The following is a 26,165-nucleotide window of genomic DNA, read 5'->3' as shown; positions in this document are numbered from 1 at the left end:
TGCCGGGGATAGTGTGGTGCCGACGGTTGCCGGGAAGGACGGCCATGCGGGTAGCGCTCTTCGTCACATGCGTCAACGACACGCTCTTCCCGCGCACCGGCCGGGCCGTCGTCCGGCTGCTGGAGCGCCTCGGCGTGGAGGTGGACTTCCCACCCGGGCAGACGTGTTGCGGACAGCCGCAGTACAACAGCGGCTACCGCCACCAGGCCGAGCCCCTGGTACGCCGCCACGCCGCCGCCTTCGACGGCTACGACCACGTCGTCACGCCCTCCGCCTCCTGCGCGGCGATGGTCCGCGACGGCCATCCCCGGATCGGGGCCCGGGCAGCCGCCGAAGGCCGCGGCCGGGAGCTCGCCGAGGCCGCGGCGGCCTCTGCCCCGCGGACGTACGAACTGACGGAGTTCCTGGTCGACGTGCTCGGGGTGACGGACGTCGGGGCGTACTACCCGTACACCGTCACCTACCATCCGACGTGCCACGGCCTGCGGATGCTCGGGCTCGGCGACCGGCCGCGGAGGCTGCTGGAGCACGTCGCGGGGCTGGAGCTCAGGGAGCTCGAGGGCGCCGAGGAGTGCTGCGGTTTCGGCGGGACCTTCGCCCTGAAGAACGCCGCCGTGTCGGCGGCCATGGGCGCGGACAAGGCACGCCACATCTCCGCCACCGGCGCCCGGGCGGTGTGCGCGGTCGACAACTCGTGCCTGATGCACATCGGCGGCGTCCTCGCCCGGCTCGACTCGCCGGTGCGGCCCGTCCACATCGCCGAGATCCTGGCGAGCACGGAGGAGGACGTCCGATGAGCGGTACGTATCTCGGCATGCCGTCGTTCCCCAGGGCGGCGGCCGAGGCCACCCGCGACAGCACCCTCCGCGGCAATCTGCGGCACGCCACGCACACCATCCGCGACAAGCGGGCCAGGGCGGTCGCGGAACTGGCGGACTGGCCGCGGTTGCGCTCGGCGGCCGCCGCGATCAAGGACCGTACGCTGCGTCATCTGGACCACTACCTGGTGCAGGTCGAGGCCGCGGTGACGGCCGCGGGCGGCACCGTGCACTGGGCCGCGGACGCGGCCGAGGCGAACCGGATCGTGACCGCACTCGTCCGCGCCACCGGCGAGACGGAGGTCCTCAAGGTCAAGTCCATGACCACCCAGGAGATCGAGCTCAACGAGGCGCTGGGCCGCGCCGGGATCACCGCCTGCGAGACCGACCTCGCCGAGTTGATCGTGCAGTTGGGCGAGGACCGGCCCTCGCACATCCTGGTCCCGGCCATCCACCGCAACCGCGCCGAGATCCGCGACATCTTCCGCGCGCGGATGGCGGACTGGGGCCGGCCCGCCCCGGACGGCCTCACCGACCGCCCGGCCGAACTGGCCGAGGCCGCCCGGCTGCATCTGCGGGAGAAGTTCCTGCGCGCGAAGGTCGCGATCTCGGGCGCCAACTTCATGGTCGCCGAGACCGGCACCCTGGTGGTGGTCGAGTCGGAGGGCAACGGCCGGATGTGCCTGACGCTGCCGGAGACGCTGATCTCGGTGGTCGGCATCGAGAAGGTCGTGCCGACCTGGCGCGACCTGGGGGTGTTCCTCCAGCTCCTGCCGCGCTCCGCCACGGCCGAACGGATGAACCCGTACACCAGCATGTGGACGGGAACAGGGATGGGGGCGGGGACGGGGACGGGAACAGGGCCGGGAACCGGGGCTGGGACGGGGGCCGGGGCGCGAACCAGGGCGGGCGACGGCGACGGCCCGCGCATCTTCCATCTGGTCCTGCTCGACAACGGCCGCACCGACACACTCGCCGACACCGTGGGACGCCAGGCGCTGCGCTGCATCCGCTGCTCGGCGTGCCTGAACGTCTGCCCGGTGTACGAGCGGGCCGGCGGACACGCGTACGGATCGCCCTACCCGGGCCCGATCGGAGCGATCCTCACACCTCAACTGCGCGGCACGGACAGCGAGCTGGACGCCTCGCTCCCCTTCGCCTCGTCGCTGTGCGGCGCCTGCTACGAGGTGTGTCCGGTCGCCATCGACATCCCCGAGGTCCTGGTCCATCTGCGGGAACGGGTCGCCGAGGGCGGTGCCGTGACCCGCGGCGGCCGGAAGGCCGTCATCCGCCCGGCGCGAGGGCATGCGGCGGAGCGTGCGGCGATGCGCGCGGCACGCTGGACGCTGGACCACCCCGCGGCGCTGCGCACGGCCCAGCGCGTCGCCTGCCGTACCCGCCGGCTCCATCCGCGGCGTCTGCCCGGGCCGGGCAGGGCCTGGACCGACACCCGGGCGCTCCCGGAGGTGCCGGCGAAGTCGTTCCGCGACTGGTGGGCGCGTACGCGCGGCCAGGGGAGGCCGGGGTGAGCGACAGGGAGACGGTGCTCGGCCGGGTGCGGCGGGCGCTGGCGGACGTACCCCGCGAGGAGCGGCCGGAGGACGTGCCGGTCGCCGGGGAACGTCTCCGGGGGTACGGGGAGCGCACCCCGGCCGCGGCCGCCGGCCTGCTGGCCCGGAACCTCGCGGACTACCGGGCGCTGGTGCACCGGGTGTCCGCCGCCGGGCTGCCCGCACTGGTCGCCGGGCTGCTGGCGGCCCGGGGCGCCCGCACGCTCCTGGTGCCGGAAGGGCTGCCGGAGCGGTGGCCCGCCGCGGCCGTCGCGGCGGGCGTCCGGCTGTGCCCCGACGATCCGAGGGCGACGCCCGCCGAACTGGACGCCGTGGACAGCGTGCTGACGGGTTGCGCGGTCGCCGTCGCGGAGACCGGGACGGTCGTGCTCGACGGCGGCCCGGGGCAGGGGCGCCGCCGGATCACCCTGGTGCCGGATCACCACATCTGCGTGGTGCGGGTCCCCGGACAGGTCGTGGACTCGGTGCCGCAGGCCCTGGAGCGGCTGGACCCGACGCGGCCGCTGACCTGGATCAGCGGGCCGTCGGCGACCAGCGACATCGAGCTGGACCGGGTGGAGGGCGTCCACGGGCCCCGCACGCTGGAAGTCGTCCTGCTGGAGGGCTGACCCGGGCCGTCCCGCGGCCGGTTGCTCCGCGGCGCGCCCGGGGACGGGCGGCACCGTCCACCGCGCCGCGCCCGGGAACGAGTCGCACCCCGTACCGCGCCACGATCGGGGACGAGCCGCGCCACGATCGGGGACCAGTCGCACCCCGTACGCCGCGGCGCCCACCCGGGCGCCGGTGCGCCACGGACGGCGGTCCCGGGGGGGCCAAGCCGGCCCGGGCTCCGACCCGCGCGGCGCGCCGCACGCCCGCACGCCGCCCGGCGTTCCGCTTGGCGCGGGGAACGCGGGGTACCCGGGCACGACAGCGAGGGAAAGGACGTCCGATGACGGATGTGTCGCGCCTGCCCGGCGCCGCGCCCCACCACTGGGAGTGGCAACTGCGCGCCGCGTGCCGGGGTACCGACAGCAGTCTGTTCTTCCACCCGGCCGACGAGCGGGGCAAGGCGCGGCACGAACGGGAGGAGAAGGCCAAGCGGGTGTGCGGCGGTTGTCCGGTGCGAGCGGCCTGCCTCCGCCACGCCCTGGAGACCCGTGAGCGGTTCGGTGTGTGGGGCGGGCTCGGCGAGCAGGAGCTTCGGGCGCTGGTCGGCCCCGCCCGGGGCCGGCCGGCGGAGGAGTGCGGGCCGGACGGCCGGGACGTGGTGTGCCGCACGGCGGCCTGAGGCCGCAGGCCCGGCGTCCGGCCCGGCGTCCGGCTCGCACCCGCCCGGCAGCGAGCGCCCCGCCCCGCTCAGCCGCGGGTGCGCCGCCGGTGGCTGGTGTCGCACCAGGGAAAGCGGAGGCTTCTCCGGCAGGTGCACAGGGCGACGCAGAAGCGGTCCGAGGAGACGACGGTGCCGTCCTCCAGGACGACCTCGACCGGCCCCTCTACCAGCACGGGCCCGTCGGTCCGCACGGTGACACGGCGCGGCTTCTCACTGCGTGCGTTCGGCACGGATGACCACCAGTTCCTCGTTCTGACCGCCCGGGGGCAGCAGGCCCCGGCCGCACAGCCATGACCGCCTCGACCGCAGCACGGGTCCCAGGGCCACCCGGCGCCGCACCGTGACCTCGGCCGTCAGCCCCGCCGACCGCAACCGGGCCAGCGTGGAGCGCTCACCGCTCAGCGCCGAGTGCACGAGGAGCAGCACCCCGCCGGGCCTGAGCAGCCGGGGCACCTCGCCGCAGATCCGGTCCAGGACCAGCCGTCCGTCGTGTCCGGCGTCCCAGGCCCGAGCAGCGCCCCGGCCAGGTGGGCGGGGACTGGGCACGTACGGGGGATTGGCGACGACGAGATCGAAGGTGCTGCCTTCGACGGGGCCGGCCAGATCGCCGCGCAGCACCCGGACCCGGGTGCGGGCGAGCAGGGCGTTGAGCCGCGCCGTCCACACCGCGGGCCTGGAGATGTCCACCGCGGTGACCCGGGCGCCCCGCCGCGCCGCGGCCACCGCCAGGACGCCGGTCCCGGTGCCCATGTCGAGGACCCTCGCCCTCGGCGGCAGTGCCTCGCGGCGCAGTGCCCCGGCGAGGAGGGCCGTGTCCTCCTGCGGGGCGTACACACCCGGAAGGGCGATGAGCATCACATAGAGCACATACCCTGCTCTATCAGACCAATCATCCTCGCCCCCTCCCCCGTCCTCCTGGCCCGGGTTCGGTCAGGTCTCCTACGGGGCCGGGATCGGTCAGGTCGGCGAGGCCTGCGCCCTCGAGCGAGGTCCTCCCCTCCCGCCAGGCGGCGAGCAGATGCCGCTCCAGCCGCTCGTCCAGATGGACCGTCGCGTCGACACCGAAGGCGACGTCGGCGGCCAGGTCCGGCTCCTCCTCCAGGAGCCCCGCCATGACCTCGCGCCGCACGACCTGCTCGTGGACGGCATCGGCCTCGACGTGCTCGTCGTAGAAGTACGCGGCCGCGGGCCCCGCCCCGGTGCGGCGCATCGCCTCGGCCATCCGCCGCGACGCGGGCGAGGAGGTGATCTCGACGGTCGCGAAGTGGCCGACCAGGCAGCCGCGGAGCGCGCGGTGCAGCCCGAAGAGCGTCATCAGGTTCACCGCCGCCAGCATCGGGGCGGGCGCCTGGTCGAGATAGCGCCCGTACGCCGGGTCCAGCCCCAGGTCCGCCATGAGGTCGGCGAAGAGCCGGGCGTGGATCCGGTCCGCCCGGCCGCCGCCGTACTCGTCGAACTCCACCGCGGCCATCCCCGCCTTGGCCCTGCCCCAGAGCCTCGGCAGCACCCAGGCGTGCGGGTCGGCCTCCTTGAGGTGGTACAGGGACCGCTGGGCCGCGAGTTCCCTCAGCTGCCACAGCTCTCCCTCCCGCCGCAGGTAGTGCGATACCGACACACCGTGGGCCGGCTCGGCCAGCAGTGCCGTGACCGCCTCGTCCACGCCCTCGTGGCGGGTTGCGTCGCTCCGCAGGGCGGCCAGGAAGCGGTCCTCCAGGTCCCGCCGCACGCGGAGCAGCTCCGGCTCCCACTCCAGGCCGGGGTCGACTCCGGCGAAGCCCCGGTAGTGGAGCTCGTAGCAGAGGTACAGGGCGAGCTGAAGATCGCCGCCGTACGGGTCGCACCCGGCCGGGACCGGGGACGCGGGAAGCGGCGTTCCCTGCCTGAGACGTCCGATGACCGCCTCGGAGAGCCTGCCCCGCGGTTTCGGCAGTGCCGGTGCCCGGGGGTCCATCGCCGTGTCGCTCATGACTCACGTGTACCCGCTGCCTCCGCCTTCGCTCCTGTGACGGTGCAGCGGACGTGCGCCGCCCGCACGGGGACCTCCGACGGCTACCCGGTGGCCGCGGAACCGCCGTCCGGTCCCGCGGCCCCGCCCACGGGCTCGGCCCGGGCCCGCAGCAGGAAGGAGTGGCCTGCCGGATCGGACATCAGCCGGGCCTCGCGCGGGGTTCCCCGGCCGATCACGTCCATCGGGGTCGCCCCGAGGCTCACGGCCTCGCGCTCGGCCTCGTCCAGGTCGCCCGGGGGCAGCAGGATCAGCAGATGGGCCTGCTGCGCGTCCTCCGGGCGGGGCCAGCTCGGCGGCGCCAGTCCGTGGTCGCGCCGGAAGCCCAGCACGGAACCGTCCCGGCCGACGGCCTCGATGAGATCGGGATCGGACGTCCTCCGTATCTCGGCGCCGAGCAGCGCCGCGTAGAACTCCGCGAGCGTCTCCGGCTCGGCGCAGTCGAGGGCGAGCATCGCTGTCCTGGAAACCGCCATTTCCCCTCCCCTTCGGCGGGACTTCACGGATACGGCGGGTACCCCGGATGCCGCCACGCAGTCGCCACTCGCGGTGGACCGCCGGGCGGCCGGCACGGGTGTCCACGGCCTGGCCGGGCCGTGGTGGCCACTCCGGACGGGGGGACCTGCCGGTGGGCCGTCGGGCACGCGTCGTCGTCGGGCACGCGTCGCTGCCGGCTTCGCCGTCAGAGCATCAGGACGAGTGCGTAGGCCAGGAAGAAGGCCGCGACCAGCAGCACCAGCGCGCAGACGGCCGCGACCGCGGCCTTGGCCCGGTTTCGTGGGCGGGGACGCGGCTCAGGGTCGGGGTTGTTCACCGTCATGTCCCCCGCCTGCCCCGCGTCTCCCGTTCCAAGGGGCGGAACCCGATGGACGGGTCCCGAGCGCGTCCCGAGCGCGTCCCCGGGGGGCGTCCAGGAAGCGTCCAGAGGGCGTTTCGGTGGCGCTGCGGGGGCACTGCGGCATCGCTGGTCGCGACGGCGAAGGCACGCGCGATCACCGGCTCGCTCCATGGCGCTCCTGCCCTGTCGCGCCGTGCCGGACCCGATGCGGGCGCCGCCGCGTAAGGCGGGAGGCGGGAACCGCGCCGCTCTCGCCTTCCCGCCGACCGCGGAGAAGCCCTCCACGCGCACGGCCGGAACCCCCTGGGCGCAGGGACTCTCACCGCCGTACGGCCCCGGTCACCCGGAGTGACGCGGTACGGCGGCGGCCGGACGAGCGGAGTAGCGTGGGAGGTCCAGTCTCGCGTGCCCGGGTGCGCGCGACGTGGAGATGGGCGGCTGTCGTGTCTACGTCAAGTCATGCGCTGTTCGGCGCTCCGTGCTGGGTGAGCCTCATGGCTCGTGATCTCCCGACGGCGGAGGAGTTCTACTCGGAGGTGCTCGGGTGGGCGTTCCGTCCCACCCGGCTCGGCGAGGAGTTTGCCGTCGGCTTCCTCGACGGCACTCCCGTCGCCGGGATCGGGGCACTCGCGGACAGCCTCGCGGTCGCGGTGGCGTGGACACCCTACTTCGCGGTCGACGATGCGGACCTGACGGCGGCCCGGATCCACGAGCGCAGCGCCACGGTGGCGGTGGGCCCGCTCAGCTTCGGCACCGGCCGGGCGGCGCTGGCCGCGGACCGCGACGGCGCCGTGTTCGGCATCTGGCAGGGCAAGGCCATCCCCGACTGGAGCATGGGCACCGACAAGGCTCCGGCCTGGCTGGAGTTGCGCACCCGCGACGCCTTCGATGCGGCGATCTTCTACGCCGAGGTACTGGACTGGGCCTGCGCACAGCCCGGTTGCTGCCAAGTGGCCTACGAGGACGACCATGTCGTCCTGCGGCACCAGGGGGACGTGGTCGCCCGGATCACCGGCGGCGCCGTCGGCGAGGCCCCCGACCCGCACATCCGCCCCCGCTGGCACGTGTACTTCTACGTGCCCGACGTGGACTTCGCCGTGCGGACGGCCGTCGGGCTCGGTGGCCGGGTCATCGCGCCGGCCGACCCGACCAGCGCGGACGCCTGGGTGACCCTCCGCGACCCCGACGGCGGCCTGTTCACCGTCACGTCGAACGATCCGGTGGCGGGGCCCCCTCGCTGAGCCGGTCGCCCGGCGGACGGCCGCGGAGCGCTCACCACGGCCTGGCCGGCCCCCGTCGGGACGGGGGCCGGCCAGGACCGATGTGAAGGAAGACCCGGGTCAGCGGCGGCGCGCCGCCACACGCTGCGGACGGCGCGTACGCAGCAGCAGCCCACCTGCCAGGAGCAGCACGGCCCCGGCCGCGGACGGCCACAGCTGGGCACCGGTCTCCGCGAGCCCACCGCTCTGAGCCTGACCGCCTGCCAGCGGACCGCCGCCGCCGTTGGGCTCGGTGGCGTTCTCCCCCGCGGCCTCCGTGGCCTGGGCGGCGGGCTCGCCGTCACCCGTGCCCGTCTGCGCCGAACCGTTCGACCCGGCGGGGGCGTCCGCGGACGAACCCGCGGAGGACCCGGTGGACGAATTGGCGAGAACCTCGGGGTTCTTCACCTTGCCGCCGCCTTCCGGTGCGTTCCGGTCTCCGGAGCCGTTGTCCCCCGAGCCGTTGTCCCCGGAGCCGGACCCGTCCTGACCCGCGCCGTCCTGGCCGGAGTCCTGGCCGGCTCCGGGAGCCGCGCCGGGCTTGCCGTCCCCGCCGTCGGCCGGAGGGTTGCCCCCGCCGGGGTTCTGCGGCTCAGCCGGTGCGCCGGGCGCGTCCTGACCACCCGTCGCTCCGTCGTTGGGCGGGGCCGGGTCGCCGGGGTTCTCCCCGTTGCCACCTCCGTCACCGTTGCCGCCGTTGCCACCTCCGTCACCGTTGCCACCGTTGTTGCCGTCGGCGGGAGGTGCACCGGCGTCGCCGGGACCGCACTCACGGCCCTCGTTGATGCAGCCCACAAGCTCGTCCATCAGGTTGTCGTCGAAGACGTTGATGAAGTCGCCGTGGTCGGTGACGGGCTTGTGCAGCTGCTCCGGGAAGGAGTCGACCGCGAAGACGCTCGGGTTGGCCCCGTCGAACACCGGCGGCGGCACGTCGTACACGATGCGCTGCACGAGCTGCGGGATGGCGCGGAAGCCGTTGGGGCAGGCGCCGTTGGCCTGGGCGAAGGCGACATGGGTACGGTGGTTGGCACTGTCGGTGTTCTGGCCGTCCCAGCAGCTCTGGAACTTGAACGTCCGCACCACCTGACTGCCCTCGGGGCAGATCGGGTACTTGTCCTTCAGCTGGCGGTTCTCGAAGCCGGTGCAGCTCCACGAGGCGTTCGCGTTCGCATCACCGTTGACGAACGCCTTGGCGTCGCCCGTGATGATCCGCAGGAACCGCGGCATCGCCGTCACCTTCGACCGCGGGTTGCCCACGAAGTTCAGCGTGACCTGCGACGGCGTCTGGATCTCACCGACGTTCTGGTCCTTGCCGCCGCCGTCGGCATCGGCGTCGGCCTCCTGCTGCCCGTTCTGCAGCCGCAGCACCGGCCAGTAGTACGTCGACTTGTCGCCCTGGTTCACACAGGTCGTCTCGCCTGCCGCGAGGTCGTCGTCACTGGCGAAGGCGTCGTTGGCCTGGTTGCCCACGTAGTCGTGCATATGGTGGGCACCGTTGGCGACACCCGGCGCCACGATCACGTTGTCCGGGTTGAACTTGCCGTTCTCGTTCACCCCGCAACTCGTCGTGAAGACGCCACGGGAGGCACCACGCCGATTGCGCGGGTCACCGGCGTTCGGCTGCACCGACTGGATCTCGACGAAGTCGGACTGCTCCGGACCGTTGCCCGCCTGACCAGCGTTGCCGCCGCCGTCCTGACCGCCCCCGTCCTGGCCTTGGCCGTTGCCGTCGTTCTGACCCCCGTCCTGACCCTGACCGCCGTTCTGACCTCCCTCGTTCTGACCTCCGTTGTCGGCTTCGTCCTGCTTCAACTCGCAGGCCGCCATGGACTCGAGGCCCTTGGGCCGTTCGCCGGCGCGGCCGATCGCCGTGGCGATGCGGTCGAGGCTGGCCGTCCGCTTGTCCTCCAGCGGACCGAGGACCGCGTTCTCGGCGAACCCGGGGTCCTGAGCAACCTGTTCCCTCTGCTCGGCGAATCGCTGGTAGGCCTCCGTGATCTGGCTGTCCATCGCGGCCAGTTCCCTGTCGACCTCGCGCCGCGCCGCGTCAGGCACCTCCGAGAGCCCGTTCGCGGCCTCGGGACACCTGATGGTGGAGGCCGCGGCGCCGGCTCCGAGAGTCCGGTTCTGCGACCGCCCCCACCCCTCGCCGGCCGAGGCATAGGTGTTGACGGCGATCAGCCCGCCACCGCCCAGCATGAGCGCGATCGAGGCCGCAACTACTCTCCTGCCGCCCGTTGAGCGTCTGCGTGCACTTCTTCTCAATGGAACTCCTGTGCGTCTCTGCCGGTTCGCGCATGGACGCGAACGGCTGTGGGGGACCCGCTGAGTTCCATACGGACGCGCGCCGGTGGACGTTCAGATCGATCGGCAACTCTTCGGCCCGGCACGGCGAAACGGCCCCGCACGCACTTCGCCGGAGCGCCCCTCGGCGGTGCCCGGGCCGGGACGGGCCGGGACGGGTCAGGACGGGCCGGGACGGGTCAGAAGCGGCGGACGGCCCGGGGCACGGCCCGGGGCAGGAAGAAGGGAGTCCTCACGTGTCAGTGCCGGCAGTGCCGCCTCCCCGCACCACGGCGACCGGGCAGTGGGCGTGGTGGAGCATGGCCTGGCTCACCGAGCCCAGCAGCAGGCCCTTGAAGCCTCCGCGCCCCCGGGCGCCGACGACCAGGATGCGGGCCGACCCGCTCGCCTCGATCAGCGCCTGCCGCGTGTCACCGCGCACCGCCCTGTGCTCGACCGGGACGCCCGGGTACGTCTCCCGCCGGCCCGCCAGTGCCGCGGCCAGCAGACGCTCCTCCGCCTCGGCGGCGGCGCCCGCCGGATGCGCGTACGGCATCGAGGGGTCCTGCGGCGGAGGCAGCGGCGCGTTCCAGGACGTCCAGGCGTGCAGGGCGAGGACGCCCGCGCCGCGCAGCACGGCCTCCGCGAAGGCGAAGTCGACCGCCGCCTCGCTCGCGGGAGAACAGTCGACGCCCACCAGCACGGGGCCGTCGGCCCTGGGAGCCTCCCGTACCACCAGCACGGGACATCGGCCGTGCGCGGCCAGATGCACGGTGGTCGACCCCACCAGGAGCCCGACGAAGCCGCCCGTCCCACGGGAACCCACCACCATGAGTTCGGCCTCCTGGGACTCCGTTTCGAGTACGGTCAGCGGCTCGCCCGGCACCACGACGGAGCCCACCTCCACCTCCGGTGCCGTTGCCGTGGCCCGCTCGACCGCTTCGGCCACGAGACGGTCGGCCATGTTCCGCAGCCCGCCCTCGGGCGGGCCGTACGACGGCGGGCCCAGCGACACCTTCATCCTGGCCCAGATGAACGCGTGCACCACCCGGAGCGCGGCCCGGCGCCACCGGGCCTCCCGGGCCGCCTCCTCCACCGCGGCCAGTGCGGACGCCGATCCGTCCACTCCCACTACCACCAGGCCACCCATGACGCCGCCTCCCGTACCAGGGATCCGCCCTCAGTACCAGGCTCACCCCGTTCGCACCCCGCCGCCAGAGCGCCGGGGTCGCTTGCGTCCCGGCGCCGGTGCGGAGTGGCTCGGGGGCGCCGGGGCGGCGCTCAGGTCTCCCGATCCACCCGCGCGGCACGGCTGGATCCCGCCACGTCACCGCCGCGCCCCCACCGCAGCGCCACCGCCGCAGCGGTCCTCGTCGGGCCGGAAGTCACCCGCGTGAACGGGCGGTGCCCGTCAGGGCGATGGGAACCAAGTCGTTACCGGGGATGGAGTGAACGGTGCTGCACGGGAGGAGTACTGTGCGCTGCCGTCAGACCAGGTGTCAGGACCTCCATGGAGGATTGATGATTGCACCCACCCGTGCGTGGAAGCGCTCGGGCGCTCTCATAGCGGGCGCTGCCCTCGGACTGGTCGGAGTGGGAGTGAGCGCCGCTCCGGCGTCGGCCCACACGCCCGTCTGGACGGTGACCTGCTCCGAGGTCACCATCGACCTCAAGGCGTACAGTGCCCGCGTCACCAACACGGTGACGGTCACGGCCGACGGCAAGGACCTGCTGCCCACGCAGGAGTTCGGGCGCGAGTTCAGCAAGACCCTGCAGTTGCCCGAGCACAAGGCCGAGATCGAGGTACGGCTCGTGGTGAAGGCGGGCGACGGGGACCGCTTCTCGCGCGACGAGACCAAGACCGCGCCCGTATGCGAGAGCCCTGAGCCCTCCGAGCCGCCCCAGGAGCCGGAGCCCTCGGAACCGCCGAGCACGGAACCGCCGAGCACGGAGCCCCCGAACACGGAGCCGCCCAACTCCGAGGCTCCGCCCGCCCCGGCGCCGAGCACACCGCCCCTCGCGGAGACCGGCGGGTCCAGCGCCACGCCGCTGATCGCGGGCGCCGCGGCCGCGGCGGTGGCGGCGGGTGCCGGCATCCTCGTGGTGACGCGCCGGCGCCGCGCCGCCCGCGGTTGACCGCACCACGCCTGTGCCGTGCCCCGGGGCCCGTGAACCCCGGGGCACGGTCGTACCCTGGTCAGGTCGGTGGCGGGTGCCGCCTCGGTCCGGCGGTCCCGGAGCCGGAAGGCCGGCCTCGATGTCGGCGAGACGGGTGCGCGCCCCCTACCCCCGGCGGAAGGTCACGGACCGAGGCCGGGACTGCCCGGCGGAAGACCACGTGCCGTACCGGGGCTGCCCGGCGCGGGCCCCGGCCCTACCGGGAAGCCGGCCGGGCAGCCCCGGCCCGCGGGACGGCCGCCCCGCGGGCAAGCCGCACTCAGGAGCGCTCTTCGGCCCTGGCGTCCTTCTCCGCGCGCCTCTCCTTGAGGCGCACGGTCTCCTTGCGCACCTCGGCCTGGGTCGCACGCTCCCGCCGGAGCCACTCGGGACTCTCCTGCTTCAGCGTCTCGATCTGCTCCGTCGTCAGGGCCTCCGTGACCCCGCCCCGGGCCAGGCCGGAGATGGAGACGCCCAGCTTCGCCGCGACGACGGGCCTGGGGTGCGGGCCGTTGCGCCGCAGCTCGCGGAGCCACTCGGGCGGGTCGGTCTGGAGCGCGTTGAGCTCGTCGCGCGAGACGACGCCCTCCCGGAACTCCGCGGGGGTGGCTTCGAGGTACACACCCAGCTTCTTCGCCGCCGTGGCGGGCTTCATGGACTGGGTGCCGTGGTGCGACGTCATGGGTCAAGGATATCGAGCGTGTGCACGAGCTCCGACCACGCCGGATAACCTGGTGCGGTGACCGGCTCGGAAGCTTCCCCCTCGTTCAGGCTCGCCTACGTTCCCGGCGTGACCCCTGGTAAGTGGGTGCGGATCTGGCAGGAGCGGCTGCCCGACGTCCCGCTGGACCTCCTCGCGGTCCCGTCCGCCGAGGCACCGGGGCTGCTGCGCGACGGGGGAGCCGACGCGGGTGTGGTGCGGCTGCCCGTCGACCGCACCTTCTTCAGCGCGATCCCGCTCTACACGGAGACGACGGTCGTGGTCGTACCCAAGGACCACGCGGTGGCAGCCGTCGACGAGGTCTCCCTGGAGGACCTGGCCGAGGACGTCGTGTTCCACCCGCTGGACGACACCCTCGAATGGCACCGCCTTCCCGGACGTCCCGCGATCGAGCGGCCGGCGACGACCGCGGACGCGATCGAGCTCGTGGCCGCGGGGGTGGGTGTGCTGGTGGTCCCGCAGTCCCTCGCCCGTCTGCACCACCGCAGGGACCTCACGTACCGCACGGTGACGGACGCGCCTCGGTCGAGCGTGGCCCTGTCCTGGCCCGAGGACCGGACCACCGATCTGGTGGACGACTTCATCGGCATCGTCCGCGGGAGGACCGTCAACAGCACGCGGGGCCGGCGCCCCTCCCCCGCCGAGCAGCCGAAGCACCAGTCGACGAACCAATCGAAGGACCAGCCGAAGGACACAGCCCGGCGCTCCGGCCGGCCGGCGCAGGGAGCCGCCGGCGGCAAATCCGCGGCGGGCGGGCGGCGCGGTGCCGCCACCGGGCGTGGCGGTGCTTCGGCCGGGCGCAGGGGTGCCAAGCCCGGCAGGCCTCGCCGCCGCTCCTGACCACCGGGGTCCGCCGGGCCGCCGGGGTCCGCCGGGCCGCCGTCCCGGACAGCGAAAAGCGGGTGTCCCAGGAGAGGTCCTCCTGGGACACCCGCGTTTCGGGCGGTCGGCGGCCGGAGCCGCCTTACCAGCGGTACCAGCGTCCCCGGCCGCCACCGGATCCGGCCGGGCGAATGACGAAACCGAGCAGCCATACGACGAGAACGATCGCGGCGATCCACCAGAGCGCCTCAAGAGCGAATCCGGCACCGAAAAGCAGTACGGCGAGTATGAGAACCAGAAGCAACGGGACCATGTTTATCAACCTCCGAAGCCACGGTTGCCCCGGCTCTGCGCATTCACACCTGAGGAATCGGGCGATCGCTCCCTCGTTTTCCCGGACGGCTCGGAGGTTTGACGGAGCGGGCTCCGGTTACTCGACGCCATGCACCTGTTGTCGACTTCTTGGGAAGTGAGAGTCATGGCCGCAGATGAGAAGTCCCGGGCCCGGATCGAGCAGGCCAAGGGCAAGGTGAAGGAGACCGTGGGACGCGCCGTCGGCAACGAGCGGATGACCGCCGAGGGCCGCGCCGAACAGTCGAAGGGCGACATGCGCGAGGCGAAGGAAAAGACCAAGGACGCATTTCACCGCTGAGCGGCCGGTATGGCCCAGGGGCCCGGTGTCCGCGCGGCGGACACCGGGCCGCTCGTTTCTCGCGCATTGCCGGAACAACCGCTCGCCACACGCCCGCCCCTAGCCGTAACAAGCCCCGAGCCGTGGAAGCCGCGAGCCGGGCAACCCTTCGCCGTTTGCCCGCCCCGAGCCGGGCAAGCCGCGAGCGTGACGACCGCCGCCGGCCGCAGAGGCCGCCTCCCCGGGTCGGGCCCCGTCGGCTCCCCACCGCCGGACGATCCGGGAAGCGGTCAGGTCAGGTTCAGGTCAGGCTCAGGTCCAGACCAGGTTCAGTGCAGGCAGGCTCAGGTCAGGTTCGACGGGACGATCCCGTAGCGGCGCATCTTGCGGTACATCGTGGCGCGCGAGATGCCGAGGTCCTGAGCGGTGCGCTGGACGTTGGAGTCGTGGTCCATCAGGCCGCGCAGGATGGCGTCGCGTTCCAGCGTCTCGATGGTGGTCAGGACCTTGTGCGAGGACACCCGGCATTCCGGGGGGAGGTCCTCCGCCTGGATCACCGGTCCGGCGGGCCGCCGTGCCAGCCCGCGCATCACCGACTCGAACTGCCGGACGTTCTCGGGCCAGGGGCATCGCTGCAGCATGGTCAGGGCGTCCGGGGAGATCCTGCTTTCACCGCTCGGCCGGTACCTGCGCAGGAAGAACCGTGCCAGGCGCTCGATGTCCCCGTGGCGATGGCGCAGGGGCGGCACCTCCACCAGGACGCCGCAGAGCCGGCCGAGCCGGTCGTCGGCGCCGACCGTCGACGGCTGGCCGGTCAGGACCAGTTGCGCGGTGGCGGTTCCCTCCAGCTGCGTCAGCAGGTTGCCCAGCCGCTGCCGCAGCGGGTCGCCCAGCAGGTGGACGTCGCGCAGGACCAGCACGTTGGACGGCACGGCGAGCAGCTCTCCGACGTCGTGCAGCCAGCGCTCGGTGACGGCGGGCGAGTCGGACGGCGGCGGCTGTGCCGTCTCCAGCCGGCGTCCGGCGCCGTGGGCCCGGTGCAGCGCCTCGACCAGCGTCCTCTTGCCGACGCCGGCCTCGCCCAGGAGTTGCAGCGAGGTCCCGGCGACGAAGGCCGCCCGGCTGTCGGCGACGGCGCGCAGCCACTGCGGGGCCGAACCCACCAGGCCCGGGTCGGTCCGGGCAGGCGCGGCGGAGGCCGCGGGTCCCGGCTGCGGGCGCCCGATCAGCCGGACCCTGAGGACGGCGCCCGCGTCGCTGTCCTCGCGCCGGCAGCGGCTGACCCTGAGTTCGGCGACCCGTCCGGAGGGCAGGGCGATGCTGCGCGTCCCCTCCGACCGGGGGCTGTCGGCGATCTCGCGGGCGTGGTCGAGCAGCGCGTAGTGGTCCGGCCCGGTCACGGCCGCACCGAGCTGCTCGTTCATCATGACGACATCGCGGTTGATGGCCAGTACCGGTCCCGGGCGCACCGAGGAGCAGGCCGCCATGTAGTCGTGGAACAGGGCCCGTTCGCGCCGCGAGGTGATCGCTGCGATCTCTCCCTCGATCTGGGCCGCGACGGAGCGGGCGAAGGCCATCAGCATGCCGCCCGAGCCCTGACGGACGGTGGTGAGGTTGAAGGCTCCCAGCAGCGTGCGCCGGGTGGGATGCAGGATCGGTACGGCTGCGCAGTGGAAGTCCCGCAACGCCTCGACGTAGTGCTCCATTCCGGCGATCATGACGGGGCGGCCGCTGGCCAGCGCGGTCCCGATGCCGTTGGTGCCCACATAGCGCTCGGCGAACACATGGCCCGGGGCCAGCTGCACGCGGTTGAGGTTCGTCGTCAGCCCGTCGTGGGACACCTTCCGGGAGAGCACCACGCCGTTCCGGTCGGTGATCATCGTGGCCACCGGGTCGTCGGCGAGCTGCTCGTGCAGCCTGGCCAGGATCGGCAGCGCCGCCCTGGCGAGGGGGCTGTCGAGGTTGGGGTCGTCCAGGTAGGGGGCGTCGAGGCTGCCCGACTTCACCCGGTGCTCCATCGAGCGCTGCCACGAGGCCACCACGAGCGGACGGGCGCTGGGGTCCCTGGTGACTTCCAGATAGAGCTCCCTGGCTGCCTGCAGCGAGCTTCCGGGCTGGTGGCGGGGCATTAACACTCCCGTATCGCGCGCGTCACAAATCCTTCACTGCAGTGATTGGACCAGCTCGACGCAGCCGCGCCCACGCCCTGTATCAGATTGAGACATCCGTGAGCGATTTCTGAGACATCGACCCCACGGCGGCGGCCTGTGTAATCGGCGCACATCACACCCGACTCGCAGGGAGCCGCGATGAAAGCCGTGCAGGTCATCGAGTACGACAAGCCGCCCGAGCTGGTGGACGTGCCGGACCCGCGGATCACCGGTCCGCTCGATGTGATCGTGAGGATCGGGGGCGCCGGGGTCTGCCGGACCGATCTCCACATCCTGGAGGGGCAGTGGAAGGAGAAGAGCGGGGTCGCCCTGCCCTACACGATCGGTCATGAGAACGCCGGCTGGGTCGCGGAGGTCGGGCAGGCCGTCACCCACGTCCGGGTCGGCGACCCGGTCATCCTGCACCCGCTGGTGACCTGCGGTCTGTGCCGCGCCTGCCGGGCCGGCGACGACGTGCACTGCATGGACTCGGCCTTCCCCGGCATCGACGCCGACGGGGGGTACGCCGAGTACGTCAGGACCAGCGCCCGCTCCGTGGTGCCCCTCCCCCCGTCCCTCGACCCGGCCTCGGTGGCGGCGCTGGCCGACGCCGGGCTGACGGCGTACCACGCCGTCGCCAAGGCGGCCCGGGTACTGCGGCCCGGTGACCGGGCGGTGGTCATCGGCGCGGGCGGACTCGGGCACATCGGGATCCAGGTGCTGCGGGCCCTCTCGCCGGTCGAGATGATCGTCATCGACCGCAGTCCGGAGGCCCTGTCACTGGCCCGGGAACTGGGCGCGGACCACACGCTCGTCGCCGACGGCAGCGAGGCCGAGCGGGTGCGGGAGCTCACCGGGGGGCACGGCGCGGAGGCCGTCCTGGACTTCGTCGGTGAGGGGGGCGCCGTCGAGACGGGCGTGGCCTGCCTGCGCCGCAACGGCAACTACTACGTCATCGGCTACGGCGGTCAGCTCCACGTCCCGACGATCGACGTCATCTCCACGGAGATCAACTTCATCGGGAACCTCGTGGGCTCCTACAACGACCTCGCCGAGCTGATGGTCCTGGCGGCCCGCGGCAAGGTCACCCTGCACACCCAGCGCTACCCCCTCGACTCCTTCCAGCAGGCCCTCGACGACCTGCACGCCGGGGCCGTCCGCGGCCGAGCGATCTTGATTCCCTGACACCGCAGGAGCAGACACATGCGCAGCAGACCGTACACGGGCCTGGTCGCCGTCGCGGCCGTCGCGGCCCTGACCGCCACCGCGTGCACCGCCCAGAACGAGGAACAGCAGAAGCCCAAGGAGAAGGCCGCGCTCTTCAAGCCCGGCTCGGACATCAGCTACCAGAAGTACGGCAAGAACTACCCGGCCACGAAGGTCAAGGACGTCCCCGGCCCCTGCAGCTACGAGTCGATCAGCCGCAAGGACTACTCCGGGCAGACACTCAAGATCATCAGCCATGCCGTCCCGGTCATCGGTGAGCCGACGCAGCTGCACGCCAAGCAGTTCGAGGAGATCACCGGGGGGAAGGTCGAGGTGGTCAACGTCCCCTTCGGCGAGCTGCACCAGAAGATCCTCACGCCGCTCCAGGCGGGCCAGCCGGCGTACGACGTCATGTTCTACCCGTCCCTGTGGATCGGCGACCTGGCCCCGTACCTGGCGCCGGTGCCGGAGAAGTACCTCGAGACCCCCGGCATGAAGGACGTCACCAAGGCCTACATGGACGTGGCGACCTGGAACGGGAAGGTCGTGCAGTACCCGGTGGACGGTGACCGGCACTATCTCAAGATCCGCACCGATGTGCTGGAGGACCCCCAGCGGCAGGCGGAGTACCGGAAGGCCACGGGCAAGGAGCTCCGGGCCCCCGGGACCTGGGCCGAATACCAGGAGATCGCCCAGGTCTTCAGCGGGAAGGACTTCGACGGCGACGGCAAGAAGAACTACGGCAGCGCCGAGGTCACCAAGCGCGACGACCTGACGTTCTCCGCGTTCATCAGCCGGGCGGCGCCGTATGTGAAGCATCCGCACGTCAAGGGCGGTGTCTTCTTCGACCCCGAGACCATGAAGCCGCTGATCAACACGCCCGGCTTCGTCCGCGCGCTGGAGGACATGGTCAAGGCGAAGTCCACCTGGGCACCCGGCGGCGCCAACTTCGGCCTGGGAGACGAGATCTTCTCCTTCGGAGGCGGCCAGACGCTGATGTCCTACTCCTGGGACGACGCCTTCGTCCAGGCCCAGCAGCCGGACAGCAGGATCCGCAACAAGGTCCAGGCGGCGCCGCTGCCGGGCTCCACGGAGGTCTACAACCGCGCCACGGAGTCCTGGGACAAGATGGCCAACCAGGCGCCCTACTTCACCTGGGGATGGACCTCGGCGGTGGCCAAGGCCTCCAGCCACCAGCAGATGGCCTTCGACTACCTGTGCTTCTTCGGCAACGAGGCCAACACCGCCCTCGACCTGACCATCGGCCGCTTCGGCGTCAACCCGTACCGCAACGCCCACTTCGACCCGGCGTTCTGGGAGAAGCAGGGCTGGGACAAGGACGTCGCCGAGTCGTACACGAGCACGCTCTCCGGCATGGAGAAGAGCTCCAACCGCGTCTTCGACCTGCGCGTTCCCGGCGTCAACCAGTACATGTCCTCGCTGGCCAACGGCGTCGCCGCGGCTCTGGCGGGACAGAGTTCGCCCCAGCGTGCGCTGGACGGCGTGGCCAAGGAATGGTCCGCGATCACCGATCAGATCGGCAGGGACAAGGTCCGCAGCGCCTACCGCAACGTGGTCGTACTCGAGGCCGACTCCTGATCCGACCGCAGCACGCCCCGGGTGGCCGGCCGGTCCGGGCCGGCCACCCGGGGGCACCCCCCTTCCGCAAGGAGAACCATGGACGGCCTGCGCCGGCACAAGAGCATGTTCCTGCTGCCGGGACTGCTCACGCTCTTTCTGATCATCATCTTCCCGCTTCTGTTCACCATCCGCGTCAGCTTCTCCGGCTGGAACGTCAGCAACCCGCAGCTGGACTTCATCGGCGGGGCCAACTACACCGCGATGCTGCACGACGGCCGCTTCTGGGCCTCCATCACCCGGCTGGTCCTGCTCGCCGGCGGCACGGTCCTGATCCAGTACCTCATCGGATTCGGTATGGCCCTGCTGGTGTGGCGCGAGGTACGCGGCCGCAGATTCTGGCGGGTGCTCTTCCTCGTCCCCATGATGACCACACCCGTGGTGATGGCGGCCATCTGGCAGACGATCTTCCATGAGTCCCTGGGACCGGCGAACGACCTGCTGGAGGTGCTGGGCCTGACCGGGATCCCCTGGCTCACCGAGTCCGGGCCGGCGCTGGTCGCGCTCATGACCGTCGAGGTGTGGCAGTGGACCCCGTTCATGTTCCTGCTGCTGCTGGCCGGCCTGCTGAGTCTGCCCAAGGAGCCGTTCATGGCAGCGGCGATCGACGGCGCAGGCACCTGGCGCACCTTTCGGAAGGTGACGTTCCCGCTGATGGCACCGGTCTCGGTCGCGGCGGTCGTGATCCGGCTGATCGAGGCGTCCAAGCTCTCCGACAGCGTCTACGTACTGACGTCCGGCGGGCCGGGATCCTCCACCGAGACTCCGGGCTACTACCTCTACATCCAGGGCCTGCGCGACCAGCAGACCGGCTACAGCGGGGCGATGTCCCTGACCTACCTCGTCCTGATGATCGTCACGCTCACGGTCGTCGCCGCCCTGCTCACCAGGGCCTTCAAGCTGAAGGGGGACTCATGAGGTCGCGCCTCTACCCCGTGTTCAAGTACACCGTGATCGCGCTGTGGGCCTGCTTCGTCGCGGGGCCGTTCCTCTGGGCGATGACGACCAGTTTCAAGAACGCCAACGCGGTCCAGGGCGGCCCCACCTACGTCCCCTGGGCGCAGTACGAGCCCACCCTCACCGGCTGGCGCAACATCTTCGGCGGCGCCGGCGGTGTCGATGTGATCGAGCCGTTCGTCAACAGCGCCGTCGTCACCGTCGCCGCGTCCGCCATCAGCCTGGCCCTGGGGTCCCTGGCCGCGTACGCGCTGTCCCGCTACCGCTTCAAGCTGGGCTTCATCAAGAACGGCGACATCGTCTTCTTCTTCGTCTCCCAGCGGATCATGCCGCCCGTCGTCCTGGTGATCCCCTTCTTCTACCTCCTGCAGTGGGGCGGCCTCCTGGACACCATCGCCGGACTGGTCATCGTGACGGTCGCGCTGCTGCTGCCCATCGCGGTCTGGGTGATGGTCGACTTCTTCAACGGCATCCCGCGGGAGATCGACGAGATGGCGATGCTGGACGGCTGCCCTCCGTTCCGGACCTTCGTCCGGGCGATCCTGCCGAACTCCCTGCCCGGCCTGACCGTCGCCGCGATGTTCTGCGCCGTGTTCGGCTGGAACGACTTCTTCTTCGCCTTCCGGCTGACCTTCACCGAGGTCCAGACGCTGCCCCAGGCGGTCGTCGCCCTCAACTCCTCCATTCCACCGTGGTGGACGCTGTCCGCCGCCGCGCTGTTCGGCGTGGCACCGCTCGTCCTGCTCGCCCTCTGGGTCGAGCGCCTGCTGTCCAAGGGGAACCTGTCGGGAGCCGTCCGATGAACCTGTGCGCCACCGATCTGTGCCTGACCGTCGACGGCGTCGACCACCTCAGGAACGTGACCGCGACCTTCGAGCCGGGCCGGCTCCATACCGTCATCGGCCGGACGATGGCCGGGAAGACGACGCTGCTGCGGGTGCTCGCGGGCCTGGAGAAGGCGGACTCCGGCTCGCTGACCCGGGCGGGAGCGGACTTCCTCAAGACGCCGGTGTGGCGGCGCGACACCGCCATGGTCTACCAGCAGTTCATCAACTACCCGCATCTGAACGTGTTCGACAATGTGGCCTTCCCGCTGAAGCGGGCCGGGCTGCCACGGGACGAGATCCGGCGGCGGGTCCGGCAGAGCCTGGCGCGTGTGGGGCTGGCGGACTTCGAGAAGCGCAAGCCCTCCCAGCTCTCCGGCGGCCAGCAGCAGCGCGTCGCGATGGCCCGCGCCCTGGCCCGCGCGACCGGCATCCTGCTGCTCGACGAGCCGCTGGCGAACCTGGACTACAAGCTGCGCGAGCAACTGCGCGACGAGTTCAGGACCCTCTTCTCCGACCGGGGCGACACCATCGTCGTCTACACGACCACCGAACCCGCCGAGGCGATGATGCTCGGGGACGTGGTGCTGGTCATGCACGAGGGCCGGATCCTGCAGACCGGCACCCCGCAGGAGGTCTTCGAACGCCCGGCGACCACGACGGTGGCGTCCATCATCAACGACCCGCCCATGAACATCTTCCCGGGCAGGATCGAGAGCGGCCGGGTCGTGGCGGCCGGTCTCCAGGCCGTACCCGCTCCCGGGCACCTGGCCGACCTGCCCGACGGGCCCTACCAGTTCGGCCTGCGCGCGACGGACGTCGGCCTGGCCGCCGGCGGAGCCGAGCGCGGGGTCGAGGGCGAGGCCGTCTTCGTGGAGATCTCCGGTTCCGAGACCTTCGTCCACGTGGCCGTCGGTGAGACCCCCTTCGTCGTGCAGATCGAGGGCATCCACGACGTCGGCCTCGGCGACCTGGTCGAACTGCACCTCCGCGACGCCCGGTTGTTCGCCTTCGACGAGCGTGGGGCGCTCGTGCGGACACCCTCATACGAGCTCACTCCAGTGGAAGGGCGTTGACATGGCGCAGTTGGACATCGTCGACGTGGGGCACGCGTACGCGCCGGGCGTCGAAGAGGAGCGGTGGGCCCTCAAGCCGCTGAGGCTGACCTTCGAACCGGGCAAGACCTATGCGCTGGTGGGTCCGTCCGGGTGCGGCAAGACCACGCTGCTGAACATCCTCTCCGGGCTGGTCAGACCCTCGCGGGGGAAGGTGCTGTTCGACGGAGTCGACGTCACGGACCGGCCCACGAAGGCCCGCAACATCGCGCAGGTCTTCCAGTTCCCGGTGATCTACAGGTCCATGACGGTCTACGAGAACCTCGCCTTCCCGCTGCAGTGCCGGCGCTGGGACAAGGCGAGGATCGACGCCAAGGTCCGGCAGGTCGCCGAGGCCCTGGACCTGCACGACCGGCTGAAGCAGCCCGCCCGGGGGCTCACCGCGGACGACAAGCAGCTGATCTCACTCGGCCGCGGCCTGGTCCGCGACGACGTGGCGGCCGTGCTCATGGACGAGCCGCTCACCGTCATCGACCCGCAGCTGAAGCACTCGCTGCGGCGCAGGATCCGCGAGATCACCGAACAGTTCCGGCCCACCGTGATCTACGTGACCCACGACCAGTACGAGGCGATGAGCTTCGCGCAGGAGGTGCTGGTCATGAAGGACGGCCGCGCCGTACAGCAGGGCACCCCGGAACAGCTCTTCGAGGCGCCCTCGTCCACCTACGTCGGCTACTTCATCGGCTCACCGGCGATGAACTTCCTGACCGTGGACCGGACCGACGGGCAGTTCACGCTGGACGGCCGGGCACTGGCCGTCGCCTGGGACATCCCGCAGAGCCCGGACCGGCTCCAGGTGGGCGTCCGGCCCGAGTACGTGAAGCTCGTCACGGACCCCGGCCCCAACACCTTCCCCGGCAGACTGCGGAGCGTCACGGACCACGGCGCGCAGCGCGTGCTCGAGGTCGAGGTGGCCGGGCAGCTCGTGCGGACCAAGACGCCGCGGGAGGAGGGAGTTCCGGCGGGTGAGGGGGTGCTGGTCCACCTCCCGCGTGCCAAGGTCCTGCCGTACGCGGACGGCCGGCTCCTGCTCCGGTCCTGACGCCCCGTCGGGACACACAGGCGCCACCGGCCGTCCCCTTGCGGCGGCCGGCCGGGCGTCCCCTCGCGGCGGCCGGCCGGGCGGCCGCCGCGGGACACGGGGGCGCGAGGCCGTTCCGGAATCGTCGCGGCACGTCCGCCCTCACGGGCCCGCGGGCCGGCCGCGGCAGGCGGAGGTCGTACGATCTTGTCTCGGCGAGCCCGGGTGGCTGCCGGACGGACGCGGAGGGGAGCCCCCGCCGCGGTTCGGCTTCTCACCCGGCCGGTCGTGTACCGCGGTGCCGGCCCGGGGCCGGCTCGGAGCCCGGCCCCGGGCCGGCCCGAACGTTCTCCTTGCCCGGCCGCCGCGCCGCGGCTGTCACCAGCAGACATCAGCGAAGGAATCCCATGATCTTCATCACCGCCAAGTTCCGGGTCCGTCCCGAGCACGCCGACCGCTGGCCCGAGATCACCGCCGACTTCACCCGGGCCACCCGCGCCGAGCCCGGCTGCCTGTGGTTCGACTGGTCGCGCAGTGTGGAGGACCCGACGGAGTACGTCCTGGTCGAGGCCTTCCGCGACGACGAGGCCGGGGGCGCGCATGTGCAGTCCGCACACTTCCAGGCGGCGCGGCAGACGCTGCCGCCCCATCTGGCCGAGACACCGCGCATCGTCCACATGAACGTTCCGCAGGACGACTGGTCGCCGCTCGGGGAGATGGCCGTCCCCGGTCAGGAGTAGCGGTCCCGGCGCGGGGTGCGGCCGGTCCGTCGCGCGCCGCTGCCGTCCCCGGCGGATTCGCGGTCGCCCGGCAGGGCCGTGCCGGGCGACGCGCCGGTGACGGGTGAGGCGCCGGCGACGGAGACGGGGGCGGGGCGGGCGGTGACGGGGCGCGGGTGGTGACTGGGGCGGGGGCGGTGCGGCCGCCGGGTCACCGGAGTCGCCACATAACCGCCAAGACGCCTCGATACGGGGTGAATCCAACAGCGCTCCGCATGGCCTCATCGAGGCCTCACCGAGTGCCTGGTACCGCCTCCATGGTGGGCTGGTGCACTCCGGCAGGGAGAACTATGGTGTCCCACCACATGTGATGGTGACGTGCCACTTTCTACGTTGTGCCGACACACAAACGTCCCCGCCAACGCCTGGAAGTGGTGTTCATGGCCGCCTCGGCAACCGCTCCACCCGAGCCCTCGAACCTGCGGCGCATCGTCGCAGCGAGCCTCATCGGCACCACCATCGAGTGGTACGACTTCTTCCTCTACGGATCAGCCGCGGCGCTGGTCTTCAACAAGCTCTTCTTCCCGGACTCCGATCCGCTCGTGGGAACGCTGCTGTCGTTCCTGACCTACGCGGTCGGATTCGCCGCGCGGCCGCTCGGGGCGCTGGTGTTCGGGCACTACGGGGACCGCCTCGGCCGCAAGAAGCTGCTGGTGCTGAGCCTGCTGCTGATGGGCGGGGCGACCTTCGCGATCGGTCTGCTGCCGACGCACGCCACCATCGGGAGCGCCGCTCCCGTGCTGCTGACGGTGCTGCGGCTGGTCCAGGGGTTCGCGCTCGGCGGTGAGTGGGGCGGAGCCGTGCTGCTGGTGTCGGAGCACGGGGACGCGCGCCGGCGCGGCTTCTGGGCCTCGTGGCCGCAGACGGGTGCCCCGGCGGGGCAGCTGCTGGCGACGGGGGTGCTGGCGGCGCTGACCGCCCTGCTGTCGGAGAGCGCCTTCACGTCATGGGGCTGGCGCATACCGTTCCTGCTCTCCGGTGTGCTGGTGTTCGTCGGACTGTGGATCCGACTCTCCGTCGACGAGTCGCCGGTGTTCAAGGCCGCGCTCGCGCAGGCCGAGCAGCGGAAGGCGGAGTCCGGCCAGGTCGAGAAGATGCCGCTGGTGGCGGTGCTGCGGCACCACTGGCGGGACATCCTGATCGCCATGGGCGCCCGGATGGCGGAGAACATCAGCTACTACGTGATCACCGCCTTCATCCTCGTCTACGCCACCACGTCGGCGGGGCTGAGCAAGCAGACGGCCCTCAACGCGGTGCTGATCGCGTCGGCCGTGCACTTCGCCGTGATCCCGCTCTGGGGTGCGCTGTCCGACCGCATCGGACGCCGGCCGGTGTACCTGATCGGCGCGGTGGGCGTGGGCGCGTGGATGTTCCCGTTCTTCACGCTCATCGACACGGGGTCCTTCGGCAGCCTGCTGCTCGCCGTCACGGTCGGGCTCGTGCTGCACGGTGCGATGTACGCCCCGCAGGCGGCCTTCTTCTCGGAGATGTTCGCGACGCGCATGCGCTACTCGGGGGCCTCCATCGGCGCCCAGTTCTCCTCGGTGGCCGCCGGGGCGCCCGCGCCGCTGATCGCCACGGCGCTGCTCGCCGACTACGGCAGCTCCACACCGATCGCGCTGTACGTGATCGCCGCCGCGCTGCTCACGATCGTGGCCGTGGCGTGCGCCCGGGAGACCCGTGACCGCGACCTCGCCTCCGTCGAGGCGGGCCGCCGGGACGACGACGCCGCCGAGGGCGCCCGGGGATCGAGCACCGCGGACGCCCCGGCCTCCGCCTGATCCGCTTCGCGCCTCCGGAGCCGCGTGGACCGTGCACAACGGTCGACGCGGCTCCCGGCATTCCCTCTGGTTGGACCGATGCCGGCGCACCTGCCCAAGAAACCCGGAACCGTGTGGCGCGCCTGTCCGTACTTCCCACGGACGGGTTCCCGGACGGGTTCCCGGACGGGTTCCCGGACGGGTTCAGCGGTTTCACGCCGACACAGGAAGCGAGCTACCATCTACGTAAGATTCAATCTACGTAACATTGGAACTGCCTTCTGCCGTGAGGAGCTGC

26 protein-coding genes are annotated in these 26,165 nt (G+C 72.0%); 16 read left to right on the top strand and 10 right to left on the bottom strand.

Annotated features, from left to right (window positions below; genetic code table 11):
* Nucleotides 1–44: 44 nt before the first annotated feature.
* The 4 genes from DDW44_RS30195 to DDW44_RS30180 all read left to right on the top strand — a co-directional run bounded on the left by DDW44_RS30195 (nucleotide 45) and on the right by DDW44_RS30180 (nucleotide 3,659).
* Nucleotides 45–797, top strand: coding sequence for a (Fe-S)-binding protein (locus DDW44_RS30195; RefSeq protein ID WP_017949023.1), 753 nt, complete (start codon nucleotides 45–47; stop codon nucleotides 795–797).
* Complete coding sequence (locus tag DDW44_RS30190) at nucleotides 794–2,347, top strand: lactate utilization protein B (RefSeq protein ID WP_108908472.1); 1,554 nt, start codon at nucleotides 794–796, stop codon at nucleotides 2,345–2,347. Before DDW44_RS30195 ends, DDW44_RS30190 begins: the two co-directional genes overlap by 4 nt.
* Nucleotides 2,344–2,997, top strand: a complete 654-nt coding sequence (locus DDW44_RS30185) for a LutC/YkgG family protein (protein ID WP_240800532.1) — start codon at nucleotides 2,344–2,346, stop codon at nucleotides 2,995–2,997. Before DDW44_RS30190 ends, DDW44_RS30185 begins: the two co-directional genes overlap by 4 nt.
* Before the next feature lie 323 nt (nucleotides 2,998–3,320).
* Nucleotides 3,321–3,659: a WhiB family transcriptional regulator gene (locus tag DDW44_RS30180; RefSeq protein WP_018891043.1), complete on the top strand. Its 339-nt coding sequence runs from the start codon at nucleotides 3,321–3,323 to the stop codon at nucleotides 3,657–3,659.
* A 68-nt stretch (nucleotides 3,660–3,727) separates the two neighbouring features.
* Here DDW44_RS30180 and DDW44_RS30175 read toward each other — a convergent pair whose 3' ends face one another.
* The 5 genes from DDW44_RS30175 to DDW44_RS32270 all read right to left on the bottom strand — a co-directional run bounded on the left by DDW44_RS30175 (nucleotide 3,728) and on the right by DDW44_RS32270 (nucleotide 6,526).
* The gene (locus DDW44_RS30175) at nucleotides 3,728–3,931 is read right to left on the bottom strand and encodes a CDGSH iron-sulfur domain-containing protein (protein WP_017949027.1); all 204 of its coding nucleotides are present in this window, start codon (nucleotides 3,929–3,931) and stop codon (nucleotides 3,728–3,730) included.
* On the bottom strand, nucleotides 3,912–4,556 hold the full coding sequence (locus DDW44_RS30170) for a HemK2/MTQ2 family protein methyltransferase (RefSeq protein WP_108908984.1): 645 nt from the start codon (nucleotides 4,554–4,556) through the stop codon (nucleotides 3,912–3,914). Before DDW44_RS30170 ends, DDW44_RS30175 begins: the two co-directional genes overlap by 20 nt.
* Before the next feature lie 34 nt (nucleotides 4,557–4,590).
* Nucleotides 4,591–5,667: an iron-containing redox enzyme family protein gene (locus DDW44_RS30165; RefSeq protein ID WP_108908470.1), complete on the bottom strand. Its 1,077-nt coding sequence runs from the start codon at nucleotides 5,665–5,667 to the stop codon at nucleotides 4,591–4,593.
* A gap of 83 nt (nucleotides 5,668–5,750) precedes the next feature.
* Nucleotides 5,751–6,182 carry a VOC family protein gene (locus DDW44_RS30160; protein WP_206307285.1) on the bottom strand — a complete coding sequence of 144 codons (432 nt, stop codon included), beginning with the start codon at nucleotides 6,180–6,182 and terminating at the stop codon, nucleotides 5,751–5,753.
* 206 nt (nucleotides 6,183–6,388) lie between these two features.
* The gene (locus DDW44_RS32270; RefSeq protein WP_167455547.1) at nucleotides 6,389–6,526 is read right to left on the bottom strand and encodes a hypothetical protein; all 138 of its coding nucleotides are present in this window, start codon (nucleotides 6,524–6,526) and stop codon (nucleotides 6,389–6,391) included.
* Between the two features lie 512 nt (nucleotides 6,527–7,038).
* Here DDW44_RS32270 and DDW44_RS30155 point away from each other — a divergent pair.
* Entirely contained in the window at nucleotides 7,039–7,785 is a 747-nt protein-coding gene (locus DDW44_RS30155) for a VOC family protein (RefSeq protein WP_018891047.1), read from the top strand.
* A 99-nt stretch (nucleotides 7,786–7,884) separates the two neighbouring features.
* Here the strand turns inward: DDW44_RS30155 and DDW44_RS30150 are convergent, their stop codons facing one another.
* Together DDW44_RS30150 and DDW44_RS30145 are read right to left on the bottom strand one after the other, a co-directional pair.
* Nucleotides 7,885–10,002 carry a DUF1996 domain-containing protein gene (locus DDW44_RS30150; protein WP_108908468.1) on the bottom strand — a complete coding sequence of 706 codons (2,118 nt, stop codon included), beginning with the start codon at nucleotides 10,000–10,002 and terminating at the stop codon, nucleotides 7,885–7,887.
* Between the two features lie 337 nt (nucleotides 10,003–10,339).
* Nucleotides 10,340–11,236 carry a universal stress protein gene (locus DDW44_RS30145; RefSeq protein ID WP_167455546.1) on the bottom strand — a complete coding sequence of 299 codons (897 nt, stop codon included), beginning with the start codon at nucleotides 11,234–11,236 and terminating at the stop codon, nucleotides 10,340–10,342.
* Between the two features lie 371 nt (nucleotides 11,237–11,607).
* Between DDW44_RS30145 and DDW44_RS30140 the strand changes: the two genes are divergently transcribed.
* A complete protein-coding gene (locus DDW44_RS30140; protein ID WP_108908466.1) occupies nucleotides 11,608–12,222 on the top strand; it encodes an LAETG motif-containing sortase-dependent surface protein in 615 nt (204 codons plus the stop codon).
* 301 nt (nucleotides 12,223–12,523) lie between these two features.
* Here DDW44_RS30140 and DDW44_RS30135 read toward each other — a convergent pair whose 3' ends face one another.
* Nucleotides 12,524–12,925 (bottom strand): DUF5997 family protein, encoded by a 402-nt coding sequence (locus DDW44_RS30135; protein WP_108908465.1) that lies wholly within the window; start codon nucleotides 12,923–12,925, stop codon nucleotides 12,524–12,526.
* Nucleotides 12,926–12,982: 57 nt separating this feature from the next.
* Between DDW44_RS30135 and DDW44_RS30130 the strand changes: the two genes are divergently transcribed.
* A complete protein-coding gene (locus tag DDW44_RS30130; protein WP_108908464.1) occupies nucleotides 12,983–13,804 on the top strand; it encodes a LysR substrate-binding domain-containing protein in 822 nt (273 codons plus the stop codon).
* Nucleotides 13,805–13,928: 124 nt separating this feature from the next.
* Here the strand turns inward: DDW44_RS30130 and DDW44_RS30125 are convergent, their stop codons facing one another.
* A complete protein-coding gene (locus DDW44_RS30125) occupies nucleotides 13,929–14,099 on the bottom strand; it encodes a hypothetical protein (RefSeq protein ID WP_017949261.1) in 171 nt (56 codons plus the stop codon).
* Between the two features lie 165 nt (nucleotides 14,100–14,264).
* Here DDW44_RS30125 and DDW44_RS30120 point away from each other — a divergent pair, with 165 nt between their 5' ends.
* The gene (locus DDW44_RS30120) at nucleotides 14,265–14,438 is read left to right on the top strand and encodes a CsbD family protein (RefSeq protein ID WP_017949262.1); all 174 of its coding nucleotides are present in this window, start codon (nucleotides 14,265–14,267) and stop codon (nucleotides 14,436–14,438) included.
* Nucleotides 14,439–14,761: 323 nt separating this feature from the next.
* Here the strand turns inward: DDW44_RS30120 and DDW44_RS30115 are convergent, their stop codons facing one another.
* On the bottom strand, nucleotides 14,762–16,546 hold the full coding sequence (locus tag DDW44_RS30115) for a sigma-54-dependent Fis family transcriptional regulator (RefSeq protein ID WP_108908463.1): 1,785 nt from the start codon (nucleotides 16,544–16,546) through the stop codon (nucleotides 14,762–14,764).
* A 180-nt stretch (nucleotides 16,547–16,726) separates the two neighbouring features.
* Here DDW44_RS30115 and DDW44_RS30110 point away from each other — a divergent pair, with 180 nt between their 5' ends.
* From DDW44_RS30110 to DDW44_RS30070, 8 genes are all read left to right on the top strand, one after another.
* Nucleotides 16,727–17,752 (top strand): NAD(P)-dependent alcohol dehydrogenase, encoded by a 1,026-nt coding sequence (locus DDW44_RS30110; RefSeq protein ID WP_017949264.1) that lies wholly within the window; start codon nucleotides 16,727–16,729, stop codon nucleotides 17,750–17,752.
* A gap of 18 nt (nucleotides 17,753–17,770) precedes the next feature.
* Nucleotides 17,771–19,372, top strand: coding sequence for an extracellular solute-binding protein (locus tag DDW44_RS30105; protein WP_018891238.1), 1,602 nt, complete (start codon nucleotides 17,771–17,773; stop codon nucleotides 19,370–19,372).
* 78 nt (nucleotides 19,373–19,450) lie between these two features.
* The gene (locus DDW44_RS30100; RefSeq protein ID WP_017949266.1) at nucleotides 19,451–20,329 is read left to right on the top strand and encodes a carbohydrate ABC transporter permease; all 879 of its coding nucleotides are present in this window, start codon (nucleotides 19,451–19,453) and stop codon (nucleotides 20,327–20,329) included.
* The gene (locus DDW44_RS30095) at nucleotides 20,326–21,171 is read left to right on the top strand and encodes a carbohydrate ABC transporter permease (RefSeq protein WP_017949267.1); all 846 of its coding nucleotides are present in this window, start codon (nucleotides 20,326–20,328) and stop codon (nucleotides 21,169–21,171) included. The genes DDW44_RS30100 and DDW44_RS30095 overlap by 4 nt, the downstream gene beginning before the upstream one ends.
* Complete coding sequence (locus DDW44_RS30090) at nucleotides 21,168–22,268, top strand: ABC transporter ATP-binding protein (RefSeq protein WP_018891237.1); 1,101 nt, start codon at nucleotides 21,168–21,170, stop codon at nucleotides 22,266–22,268. The genes DDW44_RS30095 and DDW44_RS30090 overlap by 4 nt, the downstream gene beginning before the upstream one ends.
* Nucleotide 22,269: 1 nt before the next feature.
* On the top strand, nucleotides 22,270–23,349 hold the full coding sequence (locus tag DDW44_RS30085; protein ID WP_108908462.1) for an ABC transporter ATP-binding protein: 1,080 nt from the start codon (nucleotides 22,270–22,272) through the stop codon (nucleotides 23,347–23,349).
* 386 nt (nucleotides 23,350–23,735) lie between these two features.
* Nucleotides 23,736–24,068, top strand: a complete 333-nt coding sequence (locus tag DDW44_RS30080) for a putative quinol monooxygenase (RefSeq protein WP_017949270.1) — start codon at nucleotides 23,736–23,738, stop codon at nucleotides 24,066–24,068.
* Between the two features lie 419 nt (nucleotides 24,069–24,487).
* Entirely contained in the window at nucleotides 24,488–25,888 is a 1,401-nt protein-coding gene (locus DDW44_RS30070) for an MFS transporter (RefSeq protein WP_018891235.1), read from the top strand.
* The last annotated feature ends 277 nt before the right edge of the window (nucleotides 25,889–26,165 follow it).

It is taken from the genome of Streptomyces tirandamycinicus, assembly GCF_003097515.1.
Lineage (GTDB): Bacteria > Actinomycetota > Actinomycetes > Streptomycetales > Streptomycetaceae > Streptomyces > Streptomyces tirandamycinicus.
The sequence above is the reverse complement of the archived record's forward strand: the minus strand, read 5'-3'. Positions and strand labels throughout refer to the sequence as shown.

Excerpts from the sequence above, each read along its gene's own strand:
- DDW44_RS30195 (WP_017949023.1), top strand. The coding sequence starts at position 45 with ATGCGGGTAGCGCTCTTCGTCACATGCGTCAACGACACGCTCTTCCCG.
- DDW44_RS30190 (WP_108908472.1), top strand. The coding sequence starts at position 794 with ATGAGCGGTACGTATCTCGGCATGCCGTCGTTCCCCAGGGCGGCGGCC.
- DDW44_RS30180 (WP_018891043.1), top strand. The coding sequence starts at position 3,321 with ATGACGGATGTGTCGCGCCTGCCCGGCGCCGCGCCCCACCACTGGGAG.
- DDW44_RS30170 (WP_108908984.1), bottom strand. The coding sequence starts at position 4,556 with ATGCTCATCGCCCTTCCGGGTGTGTACGCCCCGCAGGAGGACACGGCC.
- DDW44_RS30165 (WP_108908470.1), bottom strand. The coding sequence starts at position 5,667 with ATGAGCGACACGGCGATGGACCCCCGGGCACCGGCACTGCCGAAACCG.
- DDW44_RS30160 (WP_206307285.1), bottom strand. The coding sequence starts at position 6,182 with ATGGCGGTTTCCAGGACAGCGATGCTCGCCCTCGACTGCGCCGAGCCG.
- DDW44_RS32270 (WP_167455547.1), bottom strand. The coding sequence starts at position 6,526 with ATGACGGTGAACAACCCCGACCCTGAGCCGCGTCCCCGCCCACGAAAC.
- DDW44_RS30155 (WP_018891047.1), top strand. The coding sequence starts at position 7,039 with ATGGCTCGTGATCTCCCGACGGCGGAGGAGTTCTACTCGGAGGTGCTC.
- DDW44_RS30150 (WP_108908468.1), bottom strand. The coding sequence starts at position 10,002 with ATGCTGGGCGGTGGCGGGCTGATCGCCGTCAACACCTATGCCTCGGCC.
- DDW44_RS30145 (WP_167455546.1), bottom strand. The coding sequence starts at position 11,236 with ATGGGTGGCCTGGTGGTAGTGGGAGTGGACGGATCGGCGTCCGCACTG.
- DDW44_RS30140 (WP_108908466.1), top strand. The coding sequence starts at position 11,608 with ATGATTGCACCCACCCGTGCGTGGAAGCGCTCGGGCGCTCTCATAGCG.
- DDW44_RS30135 (WP_108908465.1), bottom strand. The coding sequence starts at position 12,925 with ATGACGTCGCACCACGGCACCCAGTCCATGAAGCCCGCCACGGCGGCG.
- DDW44_RS30125 (WP_017949261.1), bottom strand. The coding sequence starts at position 14,099 with ATGGTCCCGTTGCTTCTGGTTCTCATACTCGCCGTACTGCTTTTCGGT.
- DDW44_RS30120 (WP_017949262.1), top strand. The coding sequence starts at position 14,265 with ATGGCCGCAGATGAGAAGTCCCGGGCCCGGATCGAGCAGGCCAAGGGC.
- DDW44_RS30115 (WP_108908463.1), bottom strand. The coding sequence starts at position 16,546 with ATGCCCCGCCACCAGCCCGGAAGCTCGCTGCAGGCAGCCAGGGAGCTC.
- DDW44_RS30110 (WP_017949264.1), top strand. The coding sequence starts at position 16,727 with ATGAAAGCCGTGCAGGTCATCGAGTACGACAAGCCGCCCGAGCTGGTG.
- DDW44_RS30105 (WP_018891238.1), top strand. The coding sequence starts at position 17,771 with ATGCGCAGCAGACCGTACACGGGCCTGGTCGCCGTCGCGGCCGTCGCG.
- DDW44_RS30100 (WP_017949266.1), top strand. The coding sequence starts at position 19,451 with ATGGACGGCCTGCGCCGGCACAAGAGCATGTTCCTGCTGCCGGGACTG.
- DDW44_RS30095 (WP_017949267.1), top strand. The coding sequence starts at position 20,326 with ATGAGGTCGCGCCTCTACCCCGTGTTCAAGTACACCGTGATCGCGCTG.
- DDW44_RS30090 (WP_018891237.1), top strand. The coding sequence starts at position 21,168 with ATGAACCTGTGCGCCACCGATCTGTGCCTGACCGTCGACGGCGTCGAC.
- DDW44_RS30085 (WP_108908462.1), top strand. The coding sequence starts at position 22,270 with ATGGCGCAGTTGGACATCGTCGACGTGGGGCACGCGTACGCGCCGGGC.
- DDW44_RS30080 (WP_017949270.1), top strand. The coding sequence starts at position 23,736 with ATGATCTTCATCACCGCCAAGTTCCGGGTCCGTCCCGAGCACGCCGAC.
- DDW44_RS30070 (WP_018891235.1), top strand. The coding sequence starts at position 24,488 with ATGGCCGCCTCGGCAACCGCTCCACCCGAGCCCTCGAACCTGCGGCGC.